Raw genomic sequence first — 23,142 nt, 5'->3', positions numbered from 1 at the left:
GATCAGTTCCCCCAGGCCATTTCGCCGGTGGCGACCTTGGCGCCGATCTGAGCGGCGATCAGCATGCCGTGGTCGGGGTAACGCTCGACGAGCGTTGCCGCCAGCGCGGCGCCGTCCTTGGCGTCGTTCAGTTCCTTCTCGAAGGTGCTCAGGTACTCCCGGGTCGCCGTGATGGCACTGACGTCGGCCGCTGTGCCAGGAAGCCGATGGCCGGGTACGACGAGCTGTGGGGCGAGAGCCGCCATCTCGTCCAGGAGGTCGATCCAGGCTGCCCGCTGCGCCGGCGTCGGAGTGTCTGCGACCCAGACGTGCTCCTGCTGGAACAGCAGGACGCCCCCGAGGATTGCGCGCTGTTCGGGCTGCCAGAGATAGTGGCGGTCGTGCAGCTCGGCGGGACCACCGCGGAGCTCGAAGTGATGACCCTCCAGCACCAGGTCGCCGGTCAGCGGCTCGAGCTCGACCAGCCTGGTCGGCAGGTTCGCGCCGAGTGTGGCCCAGGCGCCGAGCTTGTGATCGTAGCTGTGCCCGATGTGGTCGATCACCGGTGCGGTCGCCACGAACCTGGCCGCCGGGAACGCGTCCGCGATCACCTCGGCGCCGAAGTAGAAGTCCGGGTCGCCGTGACTGACGAAGACCGTGGTCAGTGTCTTGCCCGAGTCCAGGATCGCGGCCACCAGCCGGTGCCCGTCGGCGCGGGTGAATCCGGCGTCCACCAGCAGCAGCTCCTGCTCGCCCGCCACCAGGACGGCCGTCTTGTTCCGGCTGCCGACCGGGAAGTCCAGGTCGACGATCGTGAAGTCCAGCGTGCTCATGAATCACTCCTAGGTTCGCCGCCCACTGCGAGCGGTTCATCTGACTAAACAGAATCTGACTACGCAGATATTTCGGCAAGTGAGTGATCTGCGTCACGGAGTGAAGCGGGGTGGGGCCGGAGCTACTTGAGCCGGGGCAGCGCGTCGGTGGCAGCGTGGCTGAGGATGCGCAGGTCGGCGGTGAACTGCTCCAGATGATCCGCCGGAAGGGGAGCCACGAAGTACTGCTCGATGTTGCGTCGATGGACTCGCGAGGCCTCCACGACGGTCTGTTCACCCTGGGGCGTGATGCGCACGAGCGTGCTGCGGCGGTCGGCCGGATCCTCGGCGCGCTCGACCAGTCCGGCGGCGATCATCCGGTCGATCAGCCGTGTCGCCCCACCCGTGGACAGGACCTGTTGCTGGGCGATGGTCCGCATCGACAACCCATCGCCGCCGGCCCGCCCGAGGATCAGCAGCACCTCGTACATCAGGTGGGTGATGCCACACTCGTCTTCGAGTGCCCGCCCGAGGACGTACTCGAGCCGGTTGGCCGCTCCGAGCAGCCGGCCGAAGGCCGTGATCAGATCGTCGTCCGCTGCTTGTTTGGCTGTCGAGATCTCCACTCGTTCACGCACCGGTTGCCCGCTCCTGTCCTCGCCCGACCCGCCCAATTGCACCAGCCTGCGTAGGCAATGCCTGGCGGCACACGCCGGATCCCGGCAGAGCGGCTGCTTCCCTGAACAGCCCAGGCTAGGCCGTGTCAGTTGGTGGAACCGCCAGGTGCCAGCCGGTGGGGGTGGAGAGGACCAGCGCAAGCTCCAGGAGCGCTTCGAGGGCGGCTTGAGTCGTCGGAACGTCCAGGCCTGCCGTGGTGGCGATGCGGTGGGTTGGGACTGGGGTTTGGACCGGTACGGCGTCCAGCGTGCGGCGGACGTCGTGGGGGAGCTCATCGACCGGCGTCTTGGGGGCGTGGCGGTAGGAGGTCAGTCCGCTGCCCAGCTCAGAGACAGCCTCGATGATCTCGGCGACATCGGTGACCAGTACGGCGTCTCGCTCGCGGATGAGCACATGGCTGCCTTCGGACATATGGGAGGTGATGGGCCCCGGCACGGCCATCACCGGGCGGCCGCATTGTTCGGCCCAGCCGGCGCTGTTCAAGGCGCCGCTGCGGACGGCCGCCTCGACGACCAGCGTGCCCTGGCTGGCGGACGCGATCACGCGATTCCGAGCCAGGAACCGCAGCTTGCTCGGCGAACACCCCGGTGACAACTCACTGACCACCAGCCCCTGCTCGACGATCCGGCTGAACAACGCCGAATTGCTCCGGGGATAGCTCTTGTCCACCCCACAGGCCAGCACCGCAACAGTCACCCCGGAAGCCGCGAGCGCCCCGCGGTGCGCCGCCGCATCGATTCCATACGCCCCGCCCGACACCACGGCGTACCCATTGGCCGCCAACCCCGCCGCCAGCTCCCCGGCCACATGCGCCCCGTACGACGAGCACGCCCGCGCCCCGACGATTGCCACCGACTTCTCCAGCACCTGCCGCAATCGTGCCGGCCCGCGTACCCACAGCCCGAACGGAACCCCCGCCCGCCGACTCAGCTGCCCAGCATCCGCCAGCACGTCCACCTGCTCCGGCCACTCGTCGTCCCCCGGAATCACGAACCGCGCCCCAACCGCCGCAGCCCGCTCCAGGTCCCGCTCAGGCTCCACCGCCGCCATCCGCGTCTCCCACCGCTCGGTCCCCAGATCCTTGCGCCGCAGCCGCTCCCACATCTCCAGCACGCCCACCCCTTCGAAAACCTTCAAGGCAGCCAGATCTCCCGGCTCGATCACCCGCCCCAACCCCACCCGAGCCAACCGCTCCGCATCCCCAGCGCCACCAACCCCAGCTTGAGGGACACCGGTCCCCGCCCCGCCGTCTCCGACGCCGCCTTCACCACCGGCTGGCGGTAGCTCCCGGTGATGGGTCGTGGCAGCTGGCGCGCTCACTGTGCCATCCGCCGTGGCCGGGGTCGCGTTGGAGGGAGGCGATACGAGGGTGTGGCTCATGAGATCGATCCTTTGAGGGGGCGGGTGTCGGACAGCGGGGTGAGGGGTTCGCCGGCGCGGAGTTGGAAGGCCTCGTGGGTGAGCTCGAGCGTCGGTTGAGGGAGACCACGGAGGTCGGCGAGGGTCCATGCCAGGCGGACAACTCGGTCGAAGCCGCGGCCGGTCAGGCGGCCGGTGGCGTAGTGGTCCTCCAGCAGCTGCTGGGCTTTCGAGTCGAGGGGGAACTCTCGGCGCAGGACCGCACCGGGGACTTGGCTGTTGAGCGTCCAGGGGCTGTCGCGGTACCGGGCGGACTGCCGGTCTCGGGCGGCTCGCACGCGGGCCGCGACTGCTGCGGTCGGTTCTGAGGCATCGGCCTCGATGCCGCTGCGGCTGGCGGGGAGGATCTGGCGCTGGATGTCGAGGCGATCCTTGATCGGTCCGCTGATCCGCTGCTGGTAGCGAGCGAGCGCCTGAGGCGTGCAGTTGCAGACGGCATGCCGGACTCCGGACATCCCACAAGGACAGGGATTCGCGGCCAGCACGAGCATGAACCGCGCCGGGAACTTCGCCACGGCTGCTGATCGATGCACCTCGACGAACCCCGACTCCAGCGGCTGCCGCAACGTATCGAGCGTCAGCGGATGCATCTCAGGCGCCTCGTCGATGAAGAGGATCCCGCGATGCGCACAGCTGATCGCCCCTGGCCGCGGCACACCCGAACCACCACCGACCAGACTCGCCAACGACGCCGTGTGATGTGGCGCGATGAACGGCGGCCGGGACACCAGCTCGGCTTCGCCGCTCAACATCCCGGCCAGCGAGTGCACCGCGCTGACCTCCAGCGACTCGTCGGTGCTGAGATCCGGCATCAACCCGGCCAGCCGCTCCGCCAGCATCGTCTTGCCCGAACCCGGCGGACCGTGCAGGAACAGGTGGTGACCACCCGCGGCCGCCGCTTCGATCGCCCGGCGGCCTTCGTGCTGGCCGATCACGTCGTGCAGATCGACCTCCGGAACCCTGGTCAGCGACTCCGACAACAGCCGCGGCTCGGCCTGTGGTGGCGCCTCATCGGGAATCTCCACGCCGCGCAACAACGCCAGCACCTGCCGCAGTGACCGCACCCCGTAGACCTCGATGCCCGGCACGAGCCGTGCTTCGCCCGCATTCAATTCAGGGACGACGATGCGGTCGAACCCGGACCGGGCCACAGCAAGTGTCATCGCGAGCGCACCCCGAACCTCTCGGATCCGGCCGTCCAGCCCGAGCTCACCGATGATCGCGGTCCGCCGCGTCGAGACTGCCTCGACGACCCCGGCCGCCGCGAGCAGGGCGCACGCGATCGCGACGTCGTAGTGCGAACCGGTCTTCGGCAGGGTCGCGGGGGACAGGCCGATGGTGACCTTGCGGTCGGGGAACTTCTCGCCGCTGTTGACCACCGCCGCCCGGACCCGGTCCCGGGCCTCCGAGAGCGAGGCGTCCGGCAGGCCGATCAGCGTGGTCTTCGGCAGGCCCTGCGCGATGTCGGCCTCGACCTCGACCAGATGACCCTCGAGCCCGACCAGCGCGACCGACCACATCTGCGCGAGCGTCATCAGGCCGCCCCTCGCAGGTGCTCCACCTGGGGTTGTGCTCCGTGGTCGAGCAGGACGGAGACGAAGTCGATCCGCACGTCGCTCGGATGGACCTCGTGGCTCCGCAGCCAGGCACCGGCCAACTTCCGCAGCGTGGTCAGCTTGCGGTACGTGATCGACTCGAACGGCGACCCGTACCCGAGCCCGCGCCGCGTCTTCACCTCACAGATGACAAGGGTGCCGCCCTCCCGCGCGACGATGTCGATCTCACCGATCCCGCAGCGCCAGTTGCGCTCGAGAATGACCAGACCTTCGGTCGTGAGATACCTGCTGGCGAGATCCTCGCCGAATCTGCCGACGGCGTTCTTGGTTCGCATCGTTGACCACCTCCGGCAGAGAACATGCCGGGATCAGCCCCCGATTTTCACCACGACTTCGCCCCTGTGGAAAACCACGCCCAGCCAAGACAGTGCGAGCAGCGCGCTGCCGACTGTGACCACCATGCTGTCGGCAATCGGTTGCCGACAGCACGCTTCTCCCAGTCGGTGATCATCCCTCGCCCTGCCACGCGCGACCGAAGCCACCGCCCAGCGCTGCTAACGTCCGAAAACACGCCGACCATGCACTCGGATCCTTCGGACGTTCAGTGCGGGCTTGGGGGTGGAACGACTTCGCCGTCTGTGGAGAACCACAGACGGAGAAGGGGGGTGCGTGAAGCGAATGCGTTAGTTGCGCATGTGTTTGCCGCGGGTGGGCTTTGTCTGGTTCGGGTTCTGTTTGGGGGTGCGGATGGCCTTCAGCTCACCGGTGCGATCGGGGTCGTTGCGGATGGCTTGCAGACCGCCCGTGCCGGGATCGGTGTCGCCGATGTCGAAGTCCCAGCTGTCCTCGTTGGCCAGCCGGCTGTGCCAGCGTCCGTAGAGGCCGTAGATCGCCAGGCCGACCACCATCCAGAGGCCGAACTTCGCCCAGGTGCTGGTCTTCAGGTTGAGCATCAGCCACAGGGTCGCGCCCAGTGAGAGCAGCGGGATGAGTGGCACCATCGGCACCCGGAAGCCGCGCTCCAGATCCGGCTCGGTCCGGCGCAGCCGCAGCACTCCGACCGCACAGAACGCGAAGCAGAACAGGGCTCCGATGACGAGTAGTTCCTCCAGGTCGAGGACCTTCGGGTACAGCGTCAGCGCGACCGCGGCCAGGCCGGCGGCACCCGCGGCGCGGGCGGGCGAGGAGTAGACCCGGCTGACCCGGCCCAGGCTCTTCGGCAGCAGGCCGTCACGGCCCATGTTGAACAGGACTCGGCTCTGCGCGATCAGGACAACCATGATGACGGTCATCAGCGCCAGTAGCGCGCCCAGGTTGACCACCTTGGCGGCCCAGCCGACACCGACCGCCGCCATTGCACTGGAGACCGGCGCGCTACCGCCGAGCTGACCGTACGGGCGCATGCCGACCAGGACGACGGCCATCGCGATGTAGAGGATCGTCACGGCGCCGACGCCGAGCAGCATCCCCTGCGGGACCGTCTTGCGCGGGTTCTTCGCGTCCTCGGACGCGGTCGCGATCAGGTCGAAACCGATGTAGGCGAACACGATCGTGCTGGCCGCGGTGAAGATGCCCATCGTCCCGAAGGTGCCGAACGACGAATCCAGGATCCAGCTGAACAAGGTCGGACTGGCCGTCGCCGGAGCCGCCCGCGACATCGGTACGAACGGCGAGTAGTTGTCCCAGTTGATGTGCGTCGCGCCGACCACGATCACCAGCAGGATCACGGCCACCTTGGCGACCACGACCACGGTCAACACCCGGGCGGACAGCTTCGTCCCGGTGACGATCATCGCGGTGAGCAGGAGCAGCAGGAGCGGCGCGACCAGGTTCAGCTTGGCGTCCGGGCCGAAGTACTTCGCGACGTTGTCGGGCAGCGTCAGACCGAATCCGTCCAGGGTGGCCAGGAAGTACGCCGACCAGACCCGGGCGACGATGGCGGCGGCGGTGACGAGCTCGAGCACGAGGGCCCAGCCGACCAGCCAGGCCCACATCTCGCCAAAGGTCACGTAACTGAAGGTGTAGGCGCTACCCGAGACCGGGATCGTCGACGACAACTCGGCATAACAGGCCGCGGCCAGCAGGCACACGATCGCTGCGATGACGAACGACAGGATCACGGCCGGACCGGCGGTGAGTGCCGCCTGGTTGCCGCTGATACTGAATATGCCGGACCCGATCATCACGCCCAGGCCTAAAACAACCAGGTCGCGACGACCGAACAGGCGCGGCAGACGGTGCCGTGCATCCTCGACTCGAGTGAACGCCGACTCGACCGGCAGGCGCCGGCCTACGGTCTGTCCGTTCGCTGAGGGGGCCATGGTCAGGGGTGCCTCCGTTGCTACTAGGGCAATCGGGCCGAACAGTAGCCGACCCTCGGGTTATCGACCAGACCTCCCTTTCCCGACGTCCGCGCGGTGGCTTGCGATGCCGGTCCCGCTCCCGCATGGTCGAGGCATGACGCCGGAGGAAGTCAGCACCGACCTCACCAGGCCGGAGAGTTTCACGGTGTTACTGACCGACTACGAACGGCATCTGACGGCGGAAAGAGACCTCAGCAAACATTCCGTCAGAGCCTACCTCGGGGACATCGCAGATCTACTCGATCATTTGATTCGGCTTGGTCACAACGATCTCGAGGCGCTCGACATCCGTGGTCTGCGGTCCTGGCTGGCCAAGCAGCAGAGCCTCGGGAAGTCCCGCAGCACGATGTCCCGCCGGGCTACCGTCGCGCGTGTCTTCACCGCCTGGGCCAACCGGACCGGGCGGATCACGACCGATCCCGGCGCGTTGCTGGCCAGCCCGCGCCCACATAAGAGCCTTCCGGGCGTGCTCAACCTGACCGACACCCGCGCCGTACTCGACGCCGCCGCGGTCTCCGCCGACGACGGAAGCCCGGTCGGGCTGCGCGATCTCGCGATCATGGAGTTGCTCTATGCAACGGGTGTCCGGGTCGGCGAGCTCTGCGCGCTGGACATCGACGACATCGACACCGCCCGCCGGGTCGTGCGCGTCTTCGGCAAGGGACGCAAGGAACGGTCCGTCCCGTACGGCGTGCCGGCGGGCCAGACGCTCGATCGCTGGCTGGATGAAGCCCGCCCGCAGTTGGCTCGCTCCGGCAGCGGACCCGCGGTCTTCCTCGGTGCCCGCGGCGGCCGGATCGATCAGCGCGCCGTACGGCGGTTGGTGCACGAGCGGATCGCGGTCGTCGAGGCGCCGGACCTGTCGCCGCACGGCCTGCGACACACGGCGGCGACGCACTTGCTGGAGGGTGGTGCGGATCTGCGCAGCGTGCAGGAGTTGCTCGGTCACGCTTCGCTCGCGACCACGCAGATCTACACGCACGTCTCGACCGATCGGCTCCGCAAGGCCTACGAACAGGCGCATCCCCGCGCCTGAGGGAAGGTGTGTCTGTGCACCGGGTGCGGCGGCTGCCCACCCGAATACGGCAGACTGCGGACTATGCGGGTTTCGGCGAAGTCTGACTATGCGTTGCGGGCGCTGATCGAGATCACCCAGCGATGGGTGGCCAACGATCCCTCGGTCGTGTCGGCCGAGGAGCTCAGTCGCGCACAGGCCATCCCGCACGGCTTCCTGCAGGGCATCCTGGCCGACCTGCGGCGGGCCGGCATCCTGGCCAGCCAGCGCGGGCAGTCCGGCGGGTGGAAGCTCGCGGTGGACCCCAACGAGATCTCGGTCGCCGATGTGATGCGGGCCGTCGACGGGCCGATCGTGAGCATCTCCGGCGTCCGGCCCGAGAGCGTCGCCTACAACGAGCGTGCAGTGGTCCTGCAGCGCGTCTGGATCGCCGCGCGGGCCAGCCTGCGCGACGTTCTCGAGAACACCACGCTGACCGACCTGGCCAAGAACAAGCTCCCCGCCGGCGTCGAGCGGCGGTCCAAGGACGACGACGCCTGGCAGGCCCGCGTCCCCGGCAGCTGACAGCGGCAGCAACCGGACTGGACGCTCCGGCAACAGGGTCAGCGGGTCGAGATAGCGCTCGCCCTCGAGCAGACCCCAGTGCAGACAGGTTTCGGGTGCACAGTGTGAACCGGCCGCCGACAGGTGACCGATGATCGTGCCGACGGTCACCACGGTCCCGGCCCGGACCGACGGCACGACCGGCTGATACGTCGTACGGCGGGGGCCGTCGGCGACCGTGACCACGCCGACCCCGGCGACCGAACCGGCGTACGTGATCGTGCCGTCCGTGGCAGCGAGGACGGGTTGGCCGGGGGAGCCGGCCAGATCGACGCCGCGGTGGCCGGGGAGCCAAGGTTTGGCAGGGTTTTCGAAGCCGTGGACGACGGCCGGTCGAGGCTCGAGCGGCCAGGCGGCGGGCGGGGGTGCGGGGGCGAGCAACAGGCAGCAGATGTTCATGCTGAGAACATGCCGTCGAGGGCGCCGATTTCCGCCGCTGAGTTGCTGCCTGTGGACAACCAATGCCCGGTTCGCTTCCGGCGGGGTCGGTCCCGTAGACTTCTCGCAGCGTCTCACCTCGCGTGGGGCGACTACGCATGCCCGAACCCCTGTGCGACCCCCTCGGTCCTGGCTTCATCGCCCGGATGGGGCCGCACGACGGGCATCAGGCGCGATGGGCCGCCCGGTCCGTCGCGAGTCAACCGAGACTGCGTTGCCCGGGGCGATACCCGGAGGCGCGACAGGAGGAACACCTCATGGCCGTCGTGACCATGAAGCAGATGCTCGAGAGCGGTGTCCACTTCGGGCACCAGACCCGGCGCTGGAACCCGAAGATGAAGCGATTCATCCTCACCGAGCGCAACGGCATCTACATCATCGACCTGCAGCAGTCGCTGTCGTACATCGACCGCGCCTACGAGTTCGTGCGCAGCACGGTCGCCGCCGGTGGCGCGATCCTGTTCGTCGGTACCAAGAAGCAGGCCCAGGAAGCGATCGCCGAGCAGGCGACCCGGGTCGGCATGCCCTACGTGAACCAGCGCTGGCTGGGCGGCATGCTCACCAACTTCCAGACCGTGAACAAGCGGCTGCAGCGCCTGAAGGAGCTGGAGCTGCTCGACTTCGACGATGTCGCCGCCTCCGGTGTCACCAAGAAGGAGCTGCTGCAGAAGCGTCGCGAGCACGACAAGCTGCTCAAGACCCTCGGCGGTATCCGCGACATGGCCCGGGTCCCGGCCGCCGTGTGGATCGTGGACACCAAGAAGGAGCACCTCGCGGTCGACGAGGCGCGCAAGCTCAAGCTGCCGATCATCGGCATCCTGGACACCAACTGCGACCCGGACGAGGTCGACTTCCCGATCCCGGGTAACGACGACGCCATCCGCTCGGTCGGCCTGCTGACCCGCGTGGTCGCGGACGCCGTCGCCGACGGTCTGATGTCGCGTGGTGGCCAGGGCGCTGCGGCGGCCGGCGAGGAGCTGGGTGCCGAGGAGCCGATGGCTGCCTGGGAGCGCGAGCTGCTGGAGAGCCAGAACGGCGCTGCCGCTGTGGAGGCCCCGGCCGCCGACGCGGCGAAGGCCGACGAGGCGCCTGCCGCCGAGGCTGTCGCGACCGAGGCCCCGGCCGCGGAAGCCGCTGCTCCGGCCGCCGAGGTTGCCGAGGCCGCCCCGGCCGTCGAGGCTGCTCCGGTCGTCGAGGAGGCCCCGGCTGCTGCCGAGGAGACCCCGGCCGCCGAGGCCCCGAAGGCCGACGAGGCCTGAGACCCGCTGATCCTGCCGCCCGCCCCGCGGGCGGCAGGGCCACCGGACAGGTCCGCCCATCCAGCCGCATCGACTGAAGACGAGAGAACGAGGAATGGCGAACTACACCGCCGCTGACGTCAAGAAGCTCCGCGACACCACCGGCGCGGGCATGATGGACGCGAAGAAGGCGCTCGAGGCCACCGACGGTGACTTCGAGAAGGCGATCGAGGAGCTGCGCATCCACGGCGCGGCCAAGGCGCAGAAGCGGGGCGCCGAGCGCTCCGCCAGCAACGGCCTGGTGGCCGCGGCGGAGAACGCCCTGGTCCAGCTGAACTGCGAGACCGACTTCGTCGCCAAGAACGAGCAGTTCCAGCAGCTCGCGGCCGACATCGTCGCGCACGCGTCGGCCAGCAAGGTCGGCGACGTCGAGGGCCTGCTCAGCGAGAAGCTGTCCGACGGCAAGTCGGTCGCCGAGAACATCGAGGCCCTGGCCGCGGTGATCGGCGAGAAGCTCGAGCTGGGCAAGGTCGCCGTGTTCGACGGCCAGGTCACCGCGTACATGCACAAGCGTGCCGCGGACCTGCCGGCTCAGGTCGGCGTCCTGGTCGAGTTCGAGGGTGACAACATCGAGGCCGCCCGTGGCGCTGCCATGCAGGCCGCCGCGATGCGTCCGCTCTACACCACCCGCGACGAGGTTCCGGCCGAGACGGTCGCGAACGAGCAGCGGATCGCCGAGGCGACCGCGCGCGAGGAGGGCAAGCCCGAGGGCGCCCTGCCGAAGATCGTCGAAGGCCGGGTGAACGGCTTCTTCAAGGAGGTCGTGCTGCTCGAGCAGCCGTCGGTCACGGAGAACAAGAAGACCGTGAAGGCGGTCCTCGACGAGGCCGGCGTGACCGTGAAGCGGTTCGCCCGCTTCGAGGTCGGCGCCTGAGGCCTGAGGGACTGAGCACACAGCACAGCAACACTGCAGGATCTTGAGGAGAGGCCGGAATCGTGACGGAAACCCTGGGTGCCGAGACGAATCCGGCCTCTTCGCCGTATTCGCCCGCCTACCGGCGGGTGCTGCTGAAACTGTCGGGTGAGGTGTTCGGCGGCGGCAAGCTCGGCGTCGACCCCGACGTGGTGAACTCGATCGCCGCCCAGATCGCCGAGGTGGTCCGGGCCGGCGTCCAGGTCGCCATCGTCGTCGGCGGCGGCAACTTCTTCCGCGGCGCGGAGCTGCAGCAGCGCGGGATGGAGCGCAACCGCGCCGACTACATGGGCATGCTCGGCACGGTGATGAACTGCCTGGCGCTGCAGGACTTCCTGGAGAAGCTCGGCGTCGAGACCCGGGTCCAGACCGCCATCACGATGGGTCAGGTCGCCGAGCCCTACATCCCGCGCAAGGCCGAGCGGCACCTGGAGAAGGGCCGCGTGGTGATCTTCGGCGCCGGTTCCGGGATGCCGTACTTCTCCACCGACACGGTGGCCGCCCAGCGCGCGCTCGAGGTCGGCGCCGAGGCGCTGCTGATGGGCAAGCAGGGCGTCGACGGGGTCTACGACTCCGACCCGAAGAAGAACCCGGACGCGGTCAAGTTCGACCAGCTCTCGTACGACGACTTCCTGTCCCGCGGCCTGCGGGTCGCGGACGCTACCGCGATCAGCCTGGCCCGCGACAACGCGCTGCCGATCGTGATCTTCGGTCTCGAGGAGGGCAACATCGCCCGCGTCGTGCACGGGGACAAGATCGGCACGGTCGTCGCCCCGGGCTGAGCCGCCCCGGGCCGAATCGTCCTGGCTGAGTCGTCTTGGCCGGGCGCAGGCCAGTGGTACGGCGAGCGCCGCCGTACCACTAGGATCGCCTCACACGGGTGGATGTCCGCGATCGGCGGACCTCCCGTGCGTAGGGTTGAGGTGGCCGCGCTGACGCGGCCCTGAGGAAGCGAGGAATGTCGTGATCGACGAAGCACTCCGCGAAGCCGAGCAGAAGATGGCGAAGGCCGTGGAGGTCGCCAAGGACGATTTCGCCGCGATCCGTACCGGCCGCGCGCACCCGTCGATGTTCTCGAACATCGTGGCGGACTACTACGGTTCCCCGACGCCGCTGCAGCAGCTGGCCGGTTTCCAGGTCCCGGACCCGCGGACCGTGCTCATCTCGCCGTACGACAAGGGCGCGATGACCGCGATCGAGAAGGCGATCCGCGAATCCGACCTCGGGGTGAACCCGGGCAACGACGGCTCGGTCATCCGGGTCACGATGCCGCAGCTCACCGAGGACCGCCGCAAGGAGTACATCAAGGTCGCCAAGACCAAGGGCGAGGACGCCAAGGTCTCGGTGCGCAGCATCCGCCGGCACGCCATGGACTCGATCGGCAAGTCGGTCAAGGACGGCGAGGCCGGCGAGGACGAGGGCAAGAGTGCTGAGAAGCGGCTCGACGGGATGACGAAGAAGTACGTCGACTCGATCGACCAGCTGCTCAAGCACAAGGAAGCCGAACTGCTCGAGGTGTGATGGGCGTCGAGAGCACGCCCCCACCCGTTCCGAAGCCGGCTTCGGATCCTGGCCGCGCGGGGCGGAATCTGCCTGCGGCGATCGGGGTCGGTGTCGGCCTCGGTGTGGTGATCATCGGATCGCTGTTCTGGATGAAGTTCCTGTTCATCTTCGTCGTGCTGGCCGCCGTGCTGCTGGCCGTGGACGAGATGATCAAGTCGCTGCGGACCGGTGGTGCGGTGATCCCGCGCGTTCCGGTCGTCGTCGGTACGGCGGCCATGCTGGTCGCCGCGTACTTCGGCGGACCGATGGCGCTGCTGACCGCGATGGCGCTCACGGTGCTGGCCACGATCTTCTGGCGGATGCCGGGCGGTTCGGTCGGATTCGTCCGGGACACCAGCGCCGGGGTCTTCCTGATCGGGTATGTCCCGCTGCTGGCCGGTTTCGCGATCCTGCTGGTCCAGCCGGACGCCGACGGGCCGTACCGGGTCCTCACGTTCTTCCTGGTGGTCGTCGCCAGCGATGTCGGCGGCTACGTGGCCGGAATTCTGTTCGGCAAGCACCCGATGGCTCCGACGATCAGCCCGAAGAAGTCCTGGGAGGGCTTCGCCGGTTCGGCGCTGTTCTGTGTCGGCGCCGGCATCCTCTCGGTCGTCTTCCTGCTCGACGGTCACTGGTGGGTCGGTGCGATCGTCGGCGTGGTCGCGGTGCTGACGGCGACGGTCGGCGACCTCGGCGAGTCGATGATCAAGCGCGACCTGGGCATCAAGGACATGTCGAACCTGCTGCCTGGTCACGGCGGAGTGATGGACCGGCTGGACTCGCTGCTGGCTACGGCGCCGGCGGTGTGGCTGCTGCTCCATCTGCTGGTGAAGGGATGAGTGCATGACGATCGCACCGGACGGACGGTCGCTGGTGGGTGCGGTGATCCGCCTGGATCGCCTGCAGGACAGCGACTACGACGAGCTGTACGCCGCCATCGGCAACGAGCAGGTGTACGCCGGTGGCTTCGGTGGCGGCGTGGCTCCGACCAGCGCAGCCGCCATGCGGGAGAGCTGGATCCCGGCCACGGCAAAGCGGTTCGCGTACGGCGTCCGATTGGTTGCCGACAGCCCCCTTGGCGCGGCCGGCACCCTGGTCGGGACATCGAGTCTCGCCGATGTCGACGTCCCCAACGAGCGGATCCACCTCGGCTACACCGGCTACGCGCCCGCGGTCTGGGGCTCGGCGGTGAACCCGTCGGCGAAGCTCTTGCTGCTCCAGCACGCCTTTGAGGACTGCGGTTTCGGCCGGGTCAAGATCCAGACCGGCTTGAAGAACACCCACTCGCAGGCGGCCATCGCCAAGCTTGGCGCGACCCGTGAGGGCGTCCTGCGCCGCCACATGCGCCAGGGCGACGGTTCGTTCCGCGACACTGTGGTGTTCTCGATCCTCGCTGACGAGTGGCCCGAGGTGCGCAAGCGTCTCGAGGAGCGCATCAACCGCTAGCTCGCCAGCTCCGCGAGCGCGGTGAGCGACGCGACCAGGTCGCCCCGGTCATAGGTGTTCGTGGTGACCAGGAGCTCGTCGGCGCCAGTACGACGTACCAGCCTGCCGAGCGCGGCGTCGACCTCTGCCGGGGTCCCGTAGATCTGGCCGGTCAACGCGTTCTCGAAGAACTCCCGCTCCTTCGGCGTCATCTCGGCCGGGGGAGCGGACTCGAGCGGCGGGAACACGCCACGCGTCCGCGTGTAGGCGCTCGCCCATGCCTCCGGCAGCAACAGCTCACGCGCTTGCTCGGTCGTCGGTGCGACCGCGGCGGTGGCCGCCAGGACGACGTACGGGCTTGTTGCCTGAGGGGATGGGCGGAACTCGGCCCGGTACCGCTCGACGAGCTTCAGCAGGTCTGTCTCGCCTTTCACGCCGGCGATCACCAAGGGGAGTCCGAAGGACGCGGCGAGCGCAGCGCCCTCGCCGATGGCGAGGATGAAGGCTGGGATGTGCAGTCCCTCGCCCGGGCGGGCGTGGACCTGCGGATGTGCCTGCTGAGTGCCGTCGAAATACCCCAAGAGTTCCTTGAGCTGGTCGGCGAAGTCCTCGGCCGCGTCCTTCTCGACGCCTAGGGCACGGCGGATCCCGTTGGTGAAGCCGACAGAGCGGCCGAGGCCCATGTCGATGCGGCCCGGGTACAGCGACTCCAGCACGCCGAACTGCTCAGCCACGACGAGCGGCTGGTGGTTCGGCAGCATCACGCCGCCGGTACCGACCCGGACGGTGTCCGTACGCGCTGCCACGGCCGCTGCGAGCACTGTGGGCGCAGATCCGATCACTCCAGGCACGCTGTGGTGTTCAGACACCCAGAAACGCTTGTAGCCGAGCTTCTCGACCTCCTGCGCCAAGTCGACGGTCGCACGCAGCGTCTCGGCCTCAGACTCGCCGACACGTCGCCGCGATCGGTCCAAGACCGACAACGGCACCCCTGACAACAAGCCCATACTCAAGGCAACGGCGGCCTCGGACGGCTCATTCCCCAAGTAGGAGCTGCAGGTCTGCCCGGAAGCGAGCACTGTCGCCCAGTGGCGCCAGGAACTCGCGTTCAACCTCCTGCCGGACCTGCTCGGCCGCCTCGAGGGTGCGCTCGCCCTCGGCGGTCAGCACCACGACGTTGCGGCGGCGATCCTCGGCGCTGCGCCGCCGCTCGACCAGCCCGCGTTCCTCGAGACCGTCGATCAGGTCGCCGATCGACGTCCGATCCACCCGGAGTCGCGCGGCGACCTCCAGCTGTGACAGCGGCTCGCCGGAAGCGATCGAGGCCAGGACGGCCAGATCCCGGCCGTTCAGCCCGTGCGGCGCCAGTGCCTCGGTCTGCGCCTCGGTCAGGCGCGCCAGCACGTGTTTGAGCAGATATCCCAGCCGATCGGACGCCATGGACCCGAATCTACCGGGGAACTGATCGTCAGGAGAGCTGATCATCAGTTACTCTGACGATTATGGAACCGACCTTCGGTCTGAAGACCACCCCGATGCACGTCCCGTACGCCGAGATCCAGCGCGTCTGGAGGGAGGCCGACGAGACCCCGCAGATCCGTGACGCGTGGTTGTGGGACCACTTCCTGCCGATGGCCGGGCCGAAGGGCGGTGACGTGCTGGAGGGCTGGACGCTGCTCGCGGCTCTGGCTGCCCAGACGAGCCGACTGCGACTCGGCCTGCTCGTCACCAGCAACCGGATCCGGCCGCCGGCGGTACTGGGCAAGATCGCCAGCACGCTCGACGTCATCTCCGGCGGTCGCCTCGTGATGGGTCTCGGGGTGGGCGGCACTCACCAGCCCGACGGCGCCGGAGGCATTCCCGGTCCGAATCCCGCGGTCGCGGAGTATGCGGCGTACGGGCTGAGCCTGGTGTCGCCGGGGGAGGGCGTGGATCGGTTGCGGGAGACGATCGAGATCCTGCAGTCCATGTTCGCCGAGGAGGTCTTCGACTTCCAGGGCCGGTACTACGCGCTCGAGCAGACCAGGAATGCGCCGAAGCCGATCCAGCGTCCGGGGCCGCCGCTGCTGATCGGTGGCTGGGGCAACCGGATGATGCGACTGATCGCGGAGTACGCCGACATCTGGAACATCAGCGGGCCGCCGCACAACGACCTCGACTTCCTGGCCGACCGAGTCCGGCGACTCGATGCCGAGTTGGCGGCGATCGGTCGTGATCCGGCCGCGATCAGCCGCTCGCTGCAGCAGATCGTCTCGTACGACGATCCGGCGTCGACGCGCGCGATCGTGCGCAGTGCGGTCGGCCTGGGCTTCGATCACATCGTGCTGTCGCTGCCCCGGCCGTACCCGGACCGAGCGGTCCAATGGCTGGTCCGGGAGATCATCGAGCCGACCCTCGGATGACTTTTCGAGCAAGATCGAAAGGCTCGAAATCCGTTCCGGAGCCTCCTTGGAGCCGTCGTACCGGGCTCTGACCTGCGGAAACGTCCTTTCGTCAGTATCTGACGAATCTCGTGACGATCTTGGGCAGGGGTTTACATTCCGCCGAGATAGGACTGCACTCAGTGCTGGAGCGACCACCCCGGGTCACTCCGTGAGGCTGAGGGAGTTGACATGAGGCACACCCCGCCGAAATTGAAGGCCGCACTCTGCGGTCTGGCCCTGATCGCCGCAGCAGCACTGCCGATGGGCGCTGCCCCCGCCGTCGCCGGACCGGTGCCGGCTGCGCCCACTCTGTCGGCCGAAGCGGTCGCGGCGGCCAAGACCGTCCCCACGCTGGGCCATTCCACCCAGACGCTGAAGACCCTGAACATCCAGTTCCAGTACCAGCAGACCGGCTACTGGTGTGGCCCGGCCGCGACCCGGATCGCGCTGTCGGCCAAGACGTCGTCGCTGCCCAGCCAGCAGCAGCTGGCCAACGAGCTGCCCACCACGACCAACGGCACCGACTGGATCGGTCAGGTCACGCGGGTCCTGAACAACCGCCTCGGCACCACCTACTACGAGACCAAGGAGATGCCGAACGATCCGCCGACGCAGGCGCAGCGCAACCTGCTCTGGCAGGACATCACGTACGACGTCGACCGCGGCTGGGCGCTGGTCGCCAACATCGTCGCCCCGGCCAGCAACCACCCGCCGGGCTACCCGAACTACACGATCTACCACTACTTCACGGTGATCGGGTACGACTCGAGCGACTCGACAGTCCTGATCGCCGACCCGGCCGGCTTCGCCCCCACTGCGACGTACTGGCTGACCTTCAACCAGCTCGCCACCCTCATCCCGCCGAAGGGCTACTCCGCCTGAGCCAGCTCGTGGAACGGGTACGCCGATGCGGTGACACCAGTCGCCGCGTCGGCCGCCCGCACACCGGCGAACGGTACGACGAGCGTCCGCAACTGCGGGCTGGCGGCAACGAGTTCGCGCGTCGGCGAGCGGGCGACCAGTACGTCGTACGCGGCATCTGGAGGCGGTGCGCCGTCGGTGAACCGCCAGCCAGGGTGGCGTCTCGTGATGCGCTCGGTGGCGTCGTCGTCGAGTCCGGCCACACCGTGGACCCAGAAATGCTTCATGAGGTGGAAATGTAGTTTAAGGACGTGAGTAAACAGCCGCGGTTGGAGATCGAGTACTGCACGCAGTGCCGCTGGTTGATGCGAGCAGCCTGGACCGCGCAGGAGCTGCTCACCACCTTCCCCAAGGAGCTAGGCGAAGTAGCGCTGGTGCCGTCCACCGGCGGGATCTTCGACATCTCCCTGGACGACGAGATGCTCTGGTCCCGCAAGGCCGAAGGCGGCTTCGCCGAACTGCCCCTGCTGAAGCAGATGGTCCGAGACCGAATCGCCCCCGACCGGCAACTCGGCCACTCGGACCGCAAAACCCCCGAGTGATCCTGGGCACGTCGGGGATGTGAATTTGTGAATGCTTGGGGCGGCAAGTGACAATGGAACGGTTATGACTACCTCCCTTCCCCTTGTTTTCGATGAGCCGCGCCGTGCCAAGAAGCCGCCGCGGCACTTGGCCGACCTGTCCGGGGAGGAGCGCCGCGAGGCGGTCACCGCGCTGGGGGAGCCCGCGTTCCGGGCCAAGCAGCTGTCGAACCACTACTTCTCCCGGCTGACGTCGGATCCGGCCGAGATGACCGATCTGCCGGCCGCGAGCCGCGACAAGCTGGTCGCCGAGCTGATGCCGCCGTTGCTGACCAAGGTCCGCGACCTGGAGTGCGACAACGGGACCACGCGGAAGACGCTGTGGAAGCTGCTGGACGGTTCGCTGGTCGAGTCCGTGCTGATGCGCTACTCCGACCGCACCACGATGTGCGTCTCGTCGCAGGCCGGTTGTGGGATGGCGTGCCCGTTCTGCGCGACCGGCCAGGCCGGTCTGACGCGCAACATGACCACCGCGGAGATCGTCGAGCAGGTCGTCGACGGCGCCCGCGCGCTGGCCCGTGACGAGATCCCTGGCGGTCCGGGGCGGGTCAACAACATCGTCTTCATGGGCATGGGCGAGCCGATGGCCAACTACAAGGCCGTCATCGGTGCCGTCCGCCGCTTCACCGACCCGTCGCCTGAGGGCCTCGGGATCTCCGCCCGTGGTGTGACCGTGTCGACCGTCGGCCTGGTGCCGCGGATCCACCAGCTCGCCGACGAGGGCATTCCGGTCACGCTGGCCGTGTCGCTGCACGCGCCGGACGACGAGCTGCGTGACGAGCTGGTCCCGATCAACAATCGCTGGAAGATCGACGAGGTCCTCGACGCCGCCTGGGGTTACGCCGAGAAGACCAAGCGCCGGGTCTCCATCGAGTACGCGATGATCCGCGACATGAACGACCACGCCTGGCGTGCCGACCTGCTCGCCGAGAAGCTCCGCGCCCGCGGCGACTGGGGCTGGGTGCACGTCAACCTGATCCCGCTGAACCCGACCCCGGGTTCCAAGTGGACGGCCTCCGACCCGGCCGACGAGCGCGAGTTCGTCCGTCGCCTGCAGGCCGGCGGCATCTCCACCACGGTTCGCGACACCCGCGGCCAGGAGATCGACGGCGCCTGCGGTCAGCTCGCTGCCGCGAACTAGGCCTGAGGTGGACCAGCCCCTCTTAACCAGCGTGCGCTGGCGGCCGGGGTGCGTGGGTCAGCGCGGCGGCGTTGATCAGTTGGCAGGCGTGCCTGATCCGGGTCACGGTCAATGGGGTGTTCACGCCTTGCCGAGGTCGAGGAGCGCGCCGAGCAGTTCCTCGGGCGTCTCCAGCTGCGGCATGTGGCCGGTGCGGGGGAGCAGCGTGTACGTCGCCAATGGGATCGCGTCGGCAAAAGCCTTCCCGTACGCCGGTCCGGCGATCCCGTCGCTCTCGCCCCACACGACGTGGACGGGGATGTCGATCTCACCGAGCCGCTTGGCCAGCGTTTCATCCAGCATGGCTGGGCCGGTGTAACCGATCAGAGCCAGTACGTCGGGGCTCGGGCCGGGCGTCCCGGTCGGCGGCACCGGCATCTTGCTCGGGTCGTGGAAGGAGAGTGCGCGCAGTTCGGCAGTCGACAGTCCCTTGACGTCGGTGATCGGGTGACCCTCGACCTCGATGCCGATCGCGTCGATGATCACTGCGCCGCTGACCCGTGGGCTGTGCTGCAGCGCGATCTCCGCGGCCAGCCAGCCGCCGAAGGAGTTGCCGACCACGGTCACGTCGGTGAGATCGAGTTCGTCCAGCAGAGCGACGTACAGGCGGGCCAGTTCGGTGACGCTGTTGAGCTCTGCTGGCTTCGGCGTACCTCCGAAACCGGGGTGCGTGGGGAGCAGGACGCGGGAGTGGGTGCGCTCAGCGAGCAGGTCAGCGAAGCCGGCCATCGTCGCCACGCCACCGCCGCCGTGCAGCAGCAGGAACGGCCGGGTGCGGTCACGGTCCTGGAGGGTCACCTCGGCACCGGTCAGTGTGCGGGTCTCGGTGCGAACCGGCCGGAGCGAGCCAGCCCGGGGGAGCGTCGTCATGTTTGTCGTCCTCACTGGGTCGAGAAGGTCTATATAAGGAACCTTAGATCAGCTTCTTGATATAAGCAACCTGGTCTAAGATCGCCGTATGGCTTATCAACCGGGCGAGGTCGGACTGGCCGTGAAGCGGCTGCAGTACCGCCACCATCGAGCGCTGAGTCAGGCGCTGGCGCCACTCGGGCTCTCACTCGTGCAGTGGGACACGCTGCGCCACCTCCACCGCAAGCCGGACGCCTCCCTGCACGACCTGGCCCTCCTCACCTTCCAGACCGACCAGTCCTTCGGCTCCCTGGCCACCCGCATGGCCGACCGCGGCCTGATCGAACGCGTCCCCGGCCCCGGCCGGGCCGTCCGCCACCAACTCACCCCCGAAGGCGCCCGCCTCCGCGCCGCCGGCCAAGAAGTCGTAGACGCCGTCGTAGAGTCCTCCTTCGACGACCTCACCCCCACGCAGCTCAACCAGCTGGGCGAGCTTCTCGACCTAGCCCTCGGCGCCGACCCGACTGCGTAGTCAATGCGGTTGCGACGGCGTACCGAACAACGGGTAGTGGTCGCCAAAATCCGCCAACGGCCACGCCGGCACGCGGCGCGACGCACCGCTGGACGAACCACTACCCGTCCGCCGGTACACCCCGGCCGTGTCGCCGCACCGGCATCGGCAGACTGGGCACCATGCGTGGCATGGTGCGGCGGTATGCGGAGCGGGACCGGCAGGCAGTGCTCGACCTGGCGCCGAGACTGACCGAAGGCGTGGCGCCCTGGCATTCAGCGGGCGCAGTGCGCGCAGCCGTCATCGGCTGGGTGACCGAGGCGGTGGAACGGGCCGACGAGCCGGACCGCTTCGTATATGTGGCCGAAGTCGACGGTGAGGTGGTCGGTTTTGTGTCGGGCCAGCAGCGGACGCATTGGACCGGTCAGCGCGATGTGTACGTGGGCGAGCTCGTCGTTTCCCGCGAACGCGAAGGTGTCGGCAGCGCACTCATGGATATCGTCGCCCAGCACGCAGCCGAAGTCGGCGTCTCCACCATCACCCTGGATACCGGCGCCGCCAACTCGGCGGCACGTGCGTTCTACCGCACACTCGGCTTCGTGGAGGAGGACGTGAAGCTCACCAAAGTGCTCGGTGGGATGATCGAGGGGTGAAGATCCTCTCGATTCAGTCCGCGGTGGCTTATGGGCACGTGGGCAACTCGGCTGCCGTTTTCCCGCTTCAGCGCATCGGGGTGGAGGTGTTGCCCGTCTATACGGTCAACTTCTCGAACCACACCGGGTACGGCGCTTGGCGGGGACCGCTGATCAGCCCGGACGACGTGCGAGAGGTCGTGCTGGGTATTGAGGAGCGGGGCGCGTTCCCACAGATCGATGCGGTCCTCTCGGGCTACCAGGGCGGCGAGGGGATCGCGGACGTGATCCTGGAGACGGTGCAGCGGGTGAAGGCGGCGAACCCGGCGGCGGTCTACTCGTGTGACCCGGTGATGGGCAACGCGAAGTCTGGCTGCTTCGTCGCTCCGGCGATCCCGGTGCTCCTCAAGGAGCGTGTGGTACCGGCGGCCGACATCATCACGCCGAACCAGTTCGAGCTGGGCTTCCTGACCGACACTGAGCCGGACACTCTCGAGTCGACCCTGGCCTCGGTGGAGCTGGTCCGAGCGACCGGACCACGCACAGTGCTCGTCACGAGCGTCGAGCGCCCGGACCGCGAGGACGGCACGATCGAGATGCTGGCTGTGGACGACAGCGGCGCGTGGCTCGTCCAGACGCCGTACATCCCGATGAAGGCGAACGGCTCCGGTGACGTCACCGCAGCCCTCTTCACTGCGCACTACCGCCGTACCGGCGATCTGGCCGACGCACTGGCCCGCACTACCTCAAGCGTGTTCGACCTGCTCACGCGCACCCACGAGTCGGGTGAGCGCGAACTGCAGCTCGTGGAGTCGCAGGAGGCCTACGCCAACCCGCAGATGCAGTTCAAGCCGCAGCAAGTCAGCTGACGAGCGACGCGGCCTCGTCGATGGTGTCGACCAACTGGATGGACGACACCATCGGCCGGTCCGCGGCCAGGGACTGCAGGAGCGGCCAGACGGGGAGGTCTACCGTCCAGTGCTCGACGCCGACCAGCACGAGCGGAATCTGCGTGGCGTGGTCGCCGTAGTAGTTCGGGGTGACCGCCTGGAAGACCTCCTGCACTGTCCCGGCCGCACCGGGCAGGTAGATGATCCCGCCGCGCGCCTGGGAGAGCAGCACGTCCTCACGCTGCGCATTCGAGAAGTACTTGGCGATCGACGACGCAAACACGTTCGGCGGCTCGTGCCCGTAGAACCACGTCGGGATCGACACTCCACCGTTGCCCGGGAACTCACGCCGTACGTCGAGTCCCACTGACGCCCACTCCGCAATAGACGGCCGGAACGACGGTACGACGGCCAGCGCGGTGAGCGCCCGTTCCACGGCCGCATCGTCGTACGAGGCTAATGACGCGCCCAGGTTCGCCGCCTCCATCGCACCGGGTCCGCCACCGGTCACCACGGTCAGCCCGGCCCGCGCCAGCCCCTGTCCCAGCAGGACAGCCGACCGGTACGTCGTACTGCCGCGGGCGATGCCGTGTCCGCCCATCACGCCGACCCACGGACCGGTGTCCGGGAGCTCGTGCAGTGCATCAGCGATCGCGTGGTCGTGCAGTGCGGCCGCCAGTGTGCGGCTGGTGTCACCACGCTCGTCGTGCTGCCGGGACCATGCGTAGATGCGGGCATCCGGTGTGGCCTCGTACCCGCCGTCCAGACCGGCGTACAGGTCGTCGGCGGTGTAGAGCCGGCCGCGGTAAGAGTCGAACGGGAGTTCCGGGATCGCTGGGAAGACCAGCCCGCCACCGTCCCGGATCCAGTGATCGGCCTTGTCCTCCAGCACACAGCCGAGGAAGAGCGCGCCCAGCGGGCTCAGGCCGAGCAGCTCGGCGGTCCGGCCGCTCAGGTCGACCGACTGGACCCGCCAGCCGGCCATGGCGGTCGCACCGGCGGCCACCATCTGGTCGAAGTGCTCCAGCGACTCGATGTCGACGTGAGGGATGCTCGGCTGTGTCACGGAGAGCACACTACTGTCGGTCGGCGGCCAGATGAGGTAATGCTTAGG

Annotated in this window: 26 protein-coding genes and 1 pseudogene; 15 read left to right on the top strand and 12 right to left on the bottom strand. The window is 68.3% G+C overall.

Annotated features, from left to right (window positions below; translation table 11 throughout):
* Nucleotides 1-2: 2 nt before the first annotated feature.
* The 6 genes from ACFVWG_RS28105 to ACFVWG_RS28080 all read right to left on the bottom strand — a co-directional run bounded on the left by ACFVWG_RS28105 (nt 3) and on the right by ACFVWG_RS28080 (nt 6,765).
* Entirely contained in the window at nt 3-812 is an 810-nt protein-coding gene (locus tag ACFVWG_RS28105) for an MBL fold metallo-hydrolase (protein WP_391546420.1), read from the bottom strand.
* A gap of 122 nt (nt 813-934) precedes the next feature.
* A complete protein-coding gene (locus tag ACFVWG_RS28100) occupies nt 935-1,429 on the bottom strand; it encodes a MarR family winged helix-turn-helix transcriptional regulator (protein WP_391546419.1) in 495 nt (164 codons plus the stop codon).
* 115 nt (nt 1,430-1,544) lie between these two features.
* Nucleotides 1,545-2,633, bottom strand: a complete 1,089-nt coding sequence (dprA, locus tag ACFVWG_RS28095) for a DNA-processing protein DprA (protein WP_391546418.1) — start codon at nt 2,631-2,633, stop codon at nt 1,545-1,547.
* Nucleotides 2,634-2,845: 212 nt separating this feature from the next.
* Entirely contained in the window at nt 2,846-4,423 is a 1,578-nt protein-coding gene (locus ACFVWG_RS28090; protein ID WP_391546417.1) for a YifB family Mg chelatase-like AAA ATPase, read from the bottom strand.
* Entirely contained in the window at nt 4,423-4,779 is a 357-nt protein-coding gene (locus ACFVWG_RS28085) for a YraN family protein (RefSeq protein WP_391546416.1), read from the bottom strand. The genes ACFVWG_RS28090 and ACFVWG_RS28085 overlap by 1 nt, the downstream gene beginning before the upstream one ends.
* Before the next feature lie 348 nt (nt 4,780-5,127).
* Complete coding sequence (locus tag ACFVWG_RS28080) at nt 5,128-6,765, bottom strand: APC family permease (RefSeq protein WP_391546415.1); 1,638 nt, start codon at nt 6,763-6,765, stop codon at nt 5,128-5,130.
* A 136-nt stretch (nt 6,766-6,901) separates the two neighbouring features.
* Here ACFVWG_RS28080 and ACFVWG_RS28075 point away from each other — a divergent pair, with 136 nt between their 5' ends.
* A complete protein-coding gene (locus tag ACFVWG_RS28075) occupies nt 6,902-7,843 on the top strand; it encodes a tyrosine recombinase XerC (RefSeq protein WP_391546414.1) in 942 nt (313 codons plus the stop codon).
* A gap of 63 nt (nt 7,844-7,906) precedes the next feature.
* Nucleotides 7,907-8,386 (top strand): RrF2 family transcriptional regulator, encoded by a 480-nt coding sequence (locus tag ACFVWG_RS28070; protein ID WP_391546413.1) that lies wholly within the window; start codon nt 7,907-7,909, stop codon nt 8,384-8,386.
* A 54-nt stretch (nt 8,387-8,440) separates the two neighbouring features.
* Here the strand turns inward: ACFVWG_RS28070 and ACFVWG_RS28065 are convergent.
* Nucleotides 8,441-8,824: pseudogene (locus ACFVWG_RS28065) on the bottom strand (M23 family metallopeptidase); the annotation flags it as partial.
* Between the two features lie 296 nt (nt 8,825-9,120).
* On the opposite strand from ACFVWG_RS28065, the gene rpsB reads away from it, so the two are divergent.
* From rpsB to ACFVWG_RS28035, 6 genes are all read left to right on the top strand, one after another.
* The gene (gene rpsB, locus ACFVWG_RS28060) at nt 9,121-10,122 is read left to right on the top strand and encodes a 30S ribosomal protein S2 (protein WP_391546412.1); all 1,002 of its coding nucleotides are present in this window, start codon (nt 9,121-9,123) and stop codon (nt 10,120-10,122) included.
* A gap of 94 nt (nt 10,123-10,216) precedes the next feature.
* The gene (gene tsf / locus ACFVWG_RS28055) at nt 10,217-11,035 is read left to right on the top strand and encodes a translation elongation factor Ts (protein WP_391546411.1); all 819 of its coding nucleotides are present in this window, start codon (nt 10,217-10,219) and stop codon (nt 11,033-11,035) included.
* Between the two features lie 62 nt (nt 11,036-11,097).
* On the top strand, nt 11,098-11,856 hold the full coding sequence (pyrH, locus tag ACFVWG_RS28050) for a UMP kinase (protein WP_391546410.1): 759 nt from the start codon (nt 11,098-11,100) through the stop codon (nt 11,854-11,856).
* Between the two features lie 181 nt (nt 11,857-12,037).
* Nucleotides 12,038-12,595, top strand: coding sequence for a ribosome recycling factor (gene frr, locus ACFVWG_RS28045; protein WP_391546409.1), 558 nt, complete (start codon nt 12,038-12,040; stop codon nt 12,593-12,595).
* Nucleotides 12,595-13,455, top strand: a complete 861-nt coding sequence (locus ACFVWG_RS28040) for a phosphatidate cytidylyltransferase (protein WP_391546408.1) — start codon at nt 12,595-12,597, stop codon at nt 13,453-13,455. The genes frr and ACFVWG_RS28040 overlap by 1 nt, the downstream gene beginning before the upstream one ends.
* A 4-nt stretch (nt 13,456-13,459) precedes the next feature.
* The gene (locus tag ACFVWG_RS28035) at nt 13,460-14,062 is read left to right on the top strand and encodes a GNAT family N-acetyltransferase (RefSeq protein WP_391546407.1); all 603 of its coding nucleotides are present in this window, start codon (nt 13,460-13,462) and stop codon (nt 14,060-14,062) included.
* Here ACFVWG_RS28035 and ACFVWG_RS28030 read toward each other — a convergent pair.
* Nucleotides 14,059-15,030 (bottom strand): MsnO8 family LLM class oxidoreductase, encoded by a 972-nt coding sequence (locus tag ACFVWG_RS28030; protein WP_391546588.1) that lies wholly within the window; start codon nt 15,028-15,030, stop codon nt 14,059-14,061. The genes ACFVWG_RS28035 and ACFVWG_RS28030 overlap by 4 nt on opposite strands.
* Nucleotides 15,031-15,076: 46 nt before the next feature.
* Nucleotides 15,077-15,481: a MarR family winged helix-turn-helix transcriptional regulator gene (locus tag ACFVWG_RS28025; protein ID WP_391546406.1), complete on the bottom strand. Its 405-nt coding sequence runs from the start codon at nt 15,479-15,481 to the stop codon at nt 15,077-15,079.
* A 62-nt stretch (nt 15,482-15,543) separates the two neighbouring features.
* Here ACFVWG_RS28025 and ACFVWG_RS28020 point away from each other — a divergent pair, with 62 nt between their 5' ends.
* Together ACFVWG_RS28020 and ACFVWG_RS28015 are read left to right on the top strand one after the other, a co-directional pair.
* A complete protein-coding gene (locus ACFVWG_RS28020) occupies nt 15,544-16,443 on the top strand; it encodes an LLM class flavin-dependent oxidoreductase (RefSeq protein WP_391546405.1) in 900 nt (299 codons plus the stop codon).
* Nucleotides 16,444-16,653: 210 nt separating this feature from the next.
* Nucleotides 16,654-17,346, top strand: a complete 693-nt coding sequence (locus tag ACFVWG_RS28015) for a C39 family peptidase (protein ID WP_391546404.1) — start codon at nt 16,654-16,656, stop codon at nt 17,344-17,346.
* Here ACFVWG_RS28015 and ACFVWG_RS28010 read toward each other — a convergent pair.
* Nucleotides 17,334-17,612, bottom strand: coding sequence for a hypothetical protein (locus tag ACFVWG_RS28010; RefSeq protein WP_391546403.1), 279 nt, complete (start codon nt 17,610-17,612; stop codon nt 17,334-17,336). The two genes, ACFVWG_RS28015 and ACFVWG_RS28010, sit on opposite strands and share 13 nt — an antisense overlap.
* A 24-nt stretch (nt 17,613-17,636) precedes the next feature.
* On the opposite strand from ACFVWG_RS28010, the gene ACFVWG_RS28005 reads away from it, so the two are divergent.
* Together ACFVWG_RS28005 and rlmN are read left to right on the top strand one after the other, a co-directional pair.
* Nucleotides 17,637-17,927, top strand: coding sequence for a SelT/SelW/SelH family protein (locus tag ACFVWG_RS28005; protein ID WP_391546402.1), 291 nt, complete (start codon nt 17,637-17,639; stop codon nt 17,925-17,927).
* A 64-nt stretch (nt 17,928-17,991) separates the two neighbouring features.
* A complete protein-coding gene (gene rlmN, locus ACFVWG_RS28000) occupies nt 17,992-19,107 on the top strand; it encodes a 23S rRNA (adenine(2503)-C(2))-methyltransferase RlmN (RefSeq protein WP_391546401.1) in 1,116 nt (371 codons plus the stop codon).
* A gap of 120 nt (nt 19,108-19,227) precedes the next feature.
* Here rlmN and ACFVWG_RS27995 read toward each other — a convergent pair whose 3' ends face one another.
* Nucleotides 19,228-20,016, bottom strand: a complete 789-nt coding sequence (locus ACFVWG_RS27995) for an alpha/beta fold hydrolase (protein WP_391546400.1) — start codon at nt 20,014-20,016, stop codon at nt 19,228-19,230.
* Nucleotides 20,017-20,104: 88 nt separating this feature from the next.
* On the opposite strand from ACFVWG_RS27995, the gene ACFVWG_RS27990 reads away from it, so the two are divergent.
* The 3 genes from ACFVWG_RS27990 to pdxY all read left to right on the top strand — a co-directional run bounded on the left by ACFVWG_RS27990 (nt 20,105) and on the right by pdxY (nt 22,007).
* Nucleotides 20,105-20,527, top strand: coding sequence for a MarR family winged helix-turn-helix transcriptional regulator (locus ACFVWG_RS27990; RefSeq protein WP_391546399.1), 423 nt, complete (start codon nt 20,105-20,107; stop codon nt 20,525-20,527).
* 161 nt (nt 20,528-20,688) lie between these two features.
* Nucleotides 20,689-21,159 (top strand): GNAT family N-acetyltransferase, encoded by a 471-nt coding sequence (locus ACFVWG_RS27985; RefSeq protein WP_391546398.1) that lies wholly within the window; start codon nt 20,689-20,691, stop codon nt 21,157-21,159.
* Nucleotides 21,156-22,007: a pyridoxal kinase PdxY gene (gene pdxY / locus ACFVWG_RS27980; protein ID WP_391546397.1), complete on the top strand. Its 852-nt coding sequence runs from the start codon at nt 21,156-21,158 to the stop codon at nt 22,005-22,007. Before ACFVWG_RS27985 ends, pdxY begins: the two co-directional genes overlap by 4 nt.
* On the opposite strand, the gene ACFVWG_RS27975 is transcribed toward pdxY, so the two are convergent.
* Nucleotides 22,000-23,094 carry an LOG family protein gene (locus ACFVWG_RS27975; protein ID WP_391546396.1) on the bottom strand — a complete coding sequence of 365 codons (1,095 nt, stop codon included), beginning with the start codon at nt 23,092-23,094 and terminating at the stop codon, nt 22,000-22,002. The two genes, pdxY and ACFVWG_RS27975, sit on opposite strands and share 8 nt — an antisense overlap.
* Nucleotides 23,095-23,142 lie beyond the last annotated feature (48 nt).

The organism is Kribbella sp. NPDC058245 (assembly GCF_042882005.1).
Lineage (GTDB): Bacteria > Actinomycetota > Actinomycetes > Propionibacteriales > Kribbellaceae > Kribbella.
The sequence above is the reverse complement of the archived record's forward strand: the minus strand, read 5'-3'. Positions and strand labels throughout refer to the sequence as shown.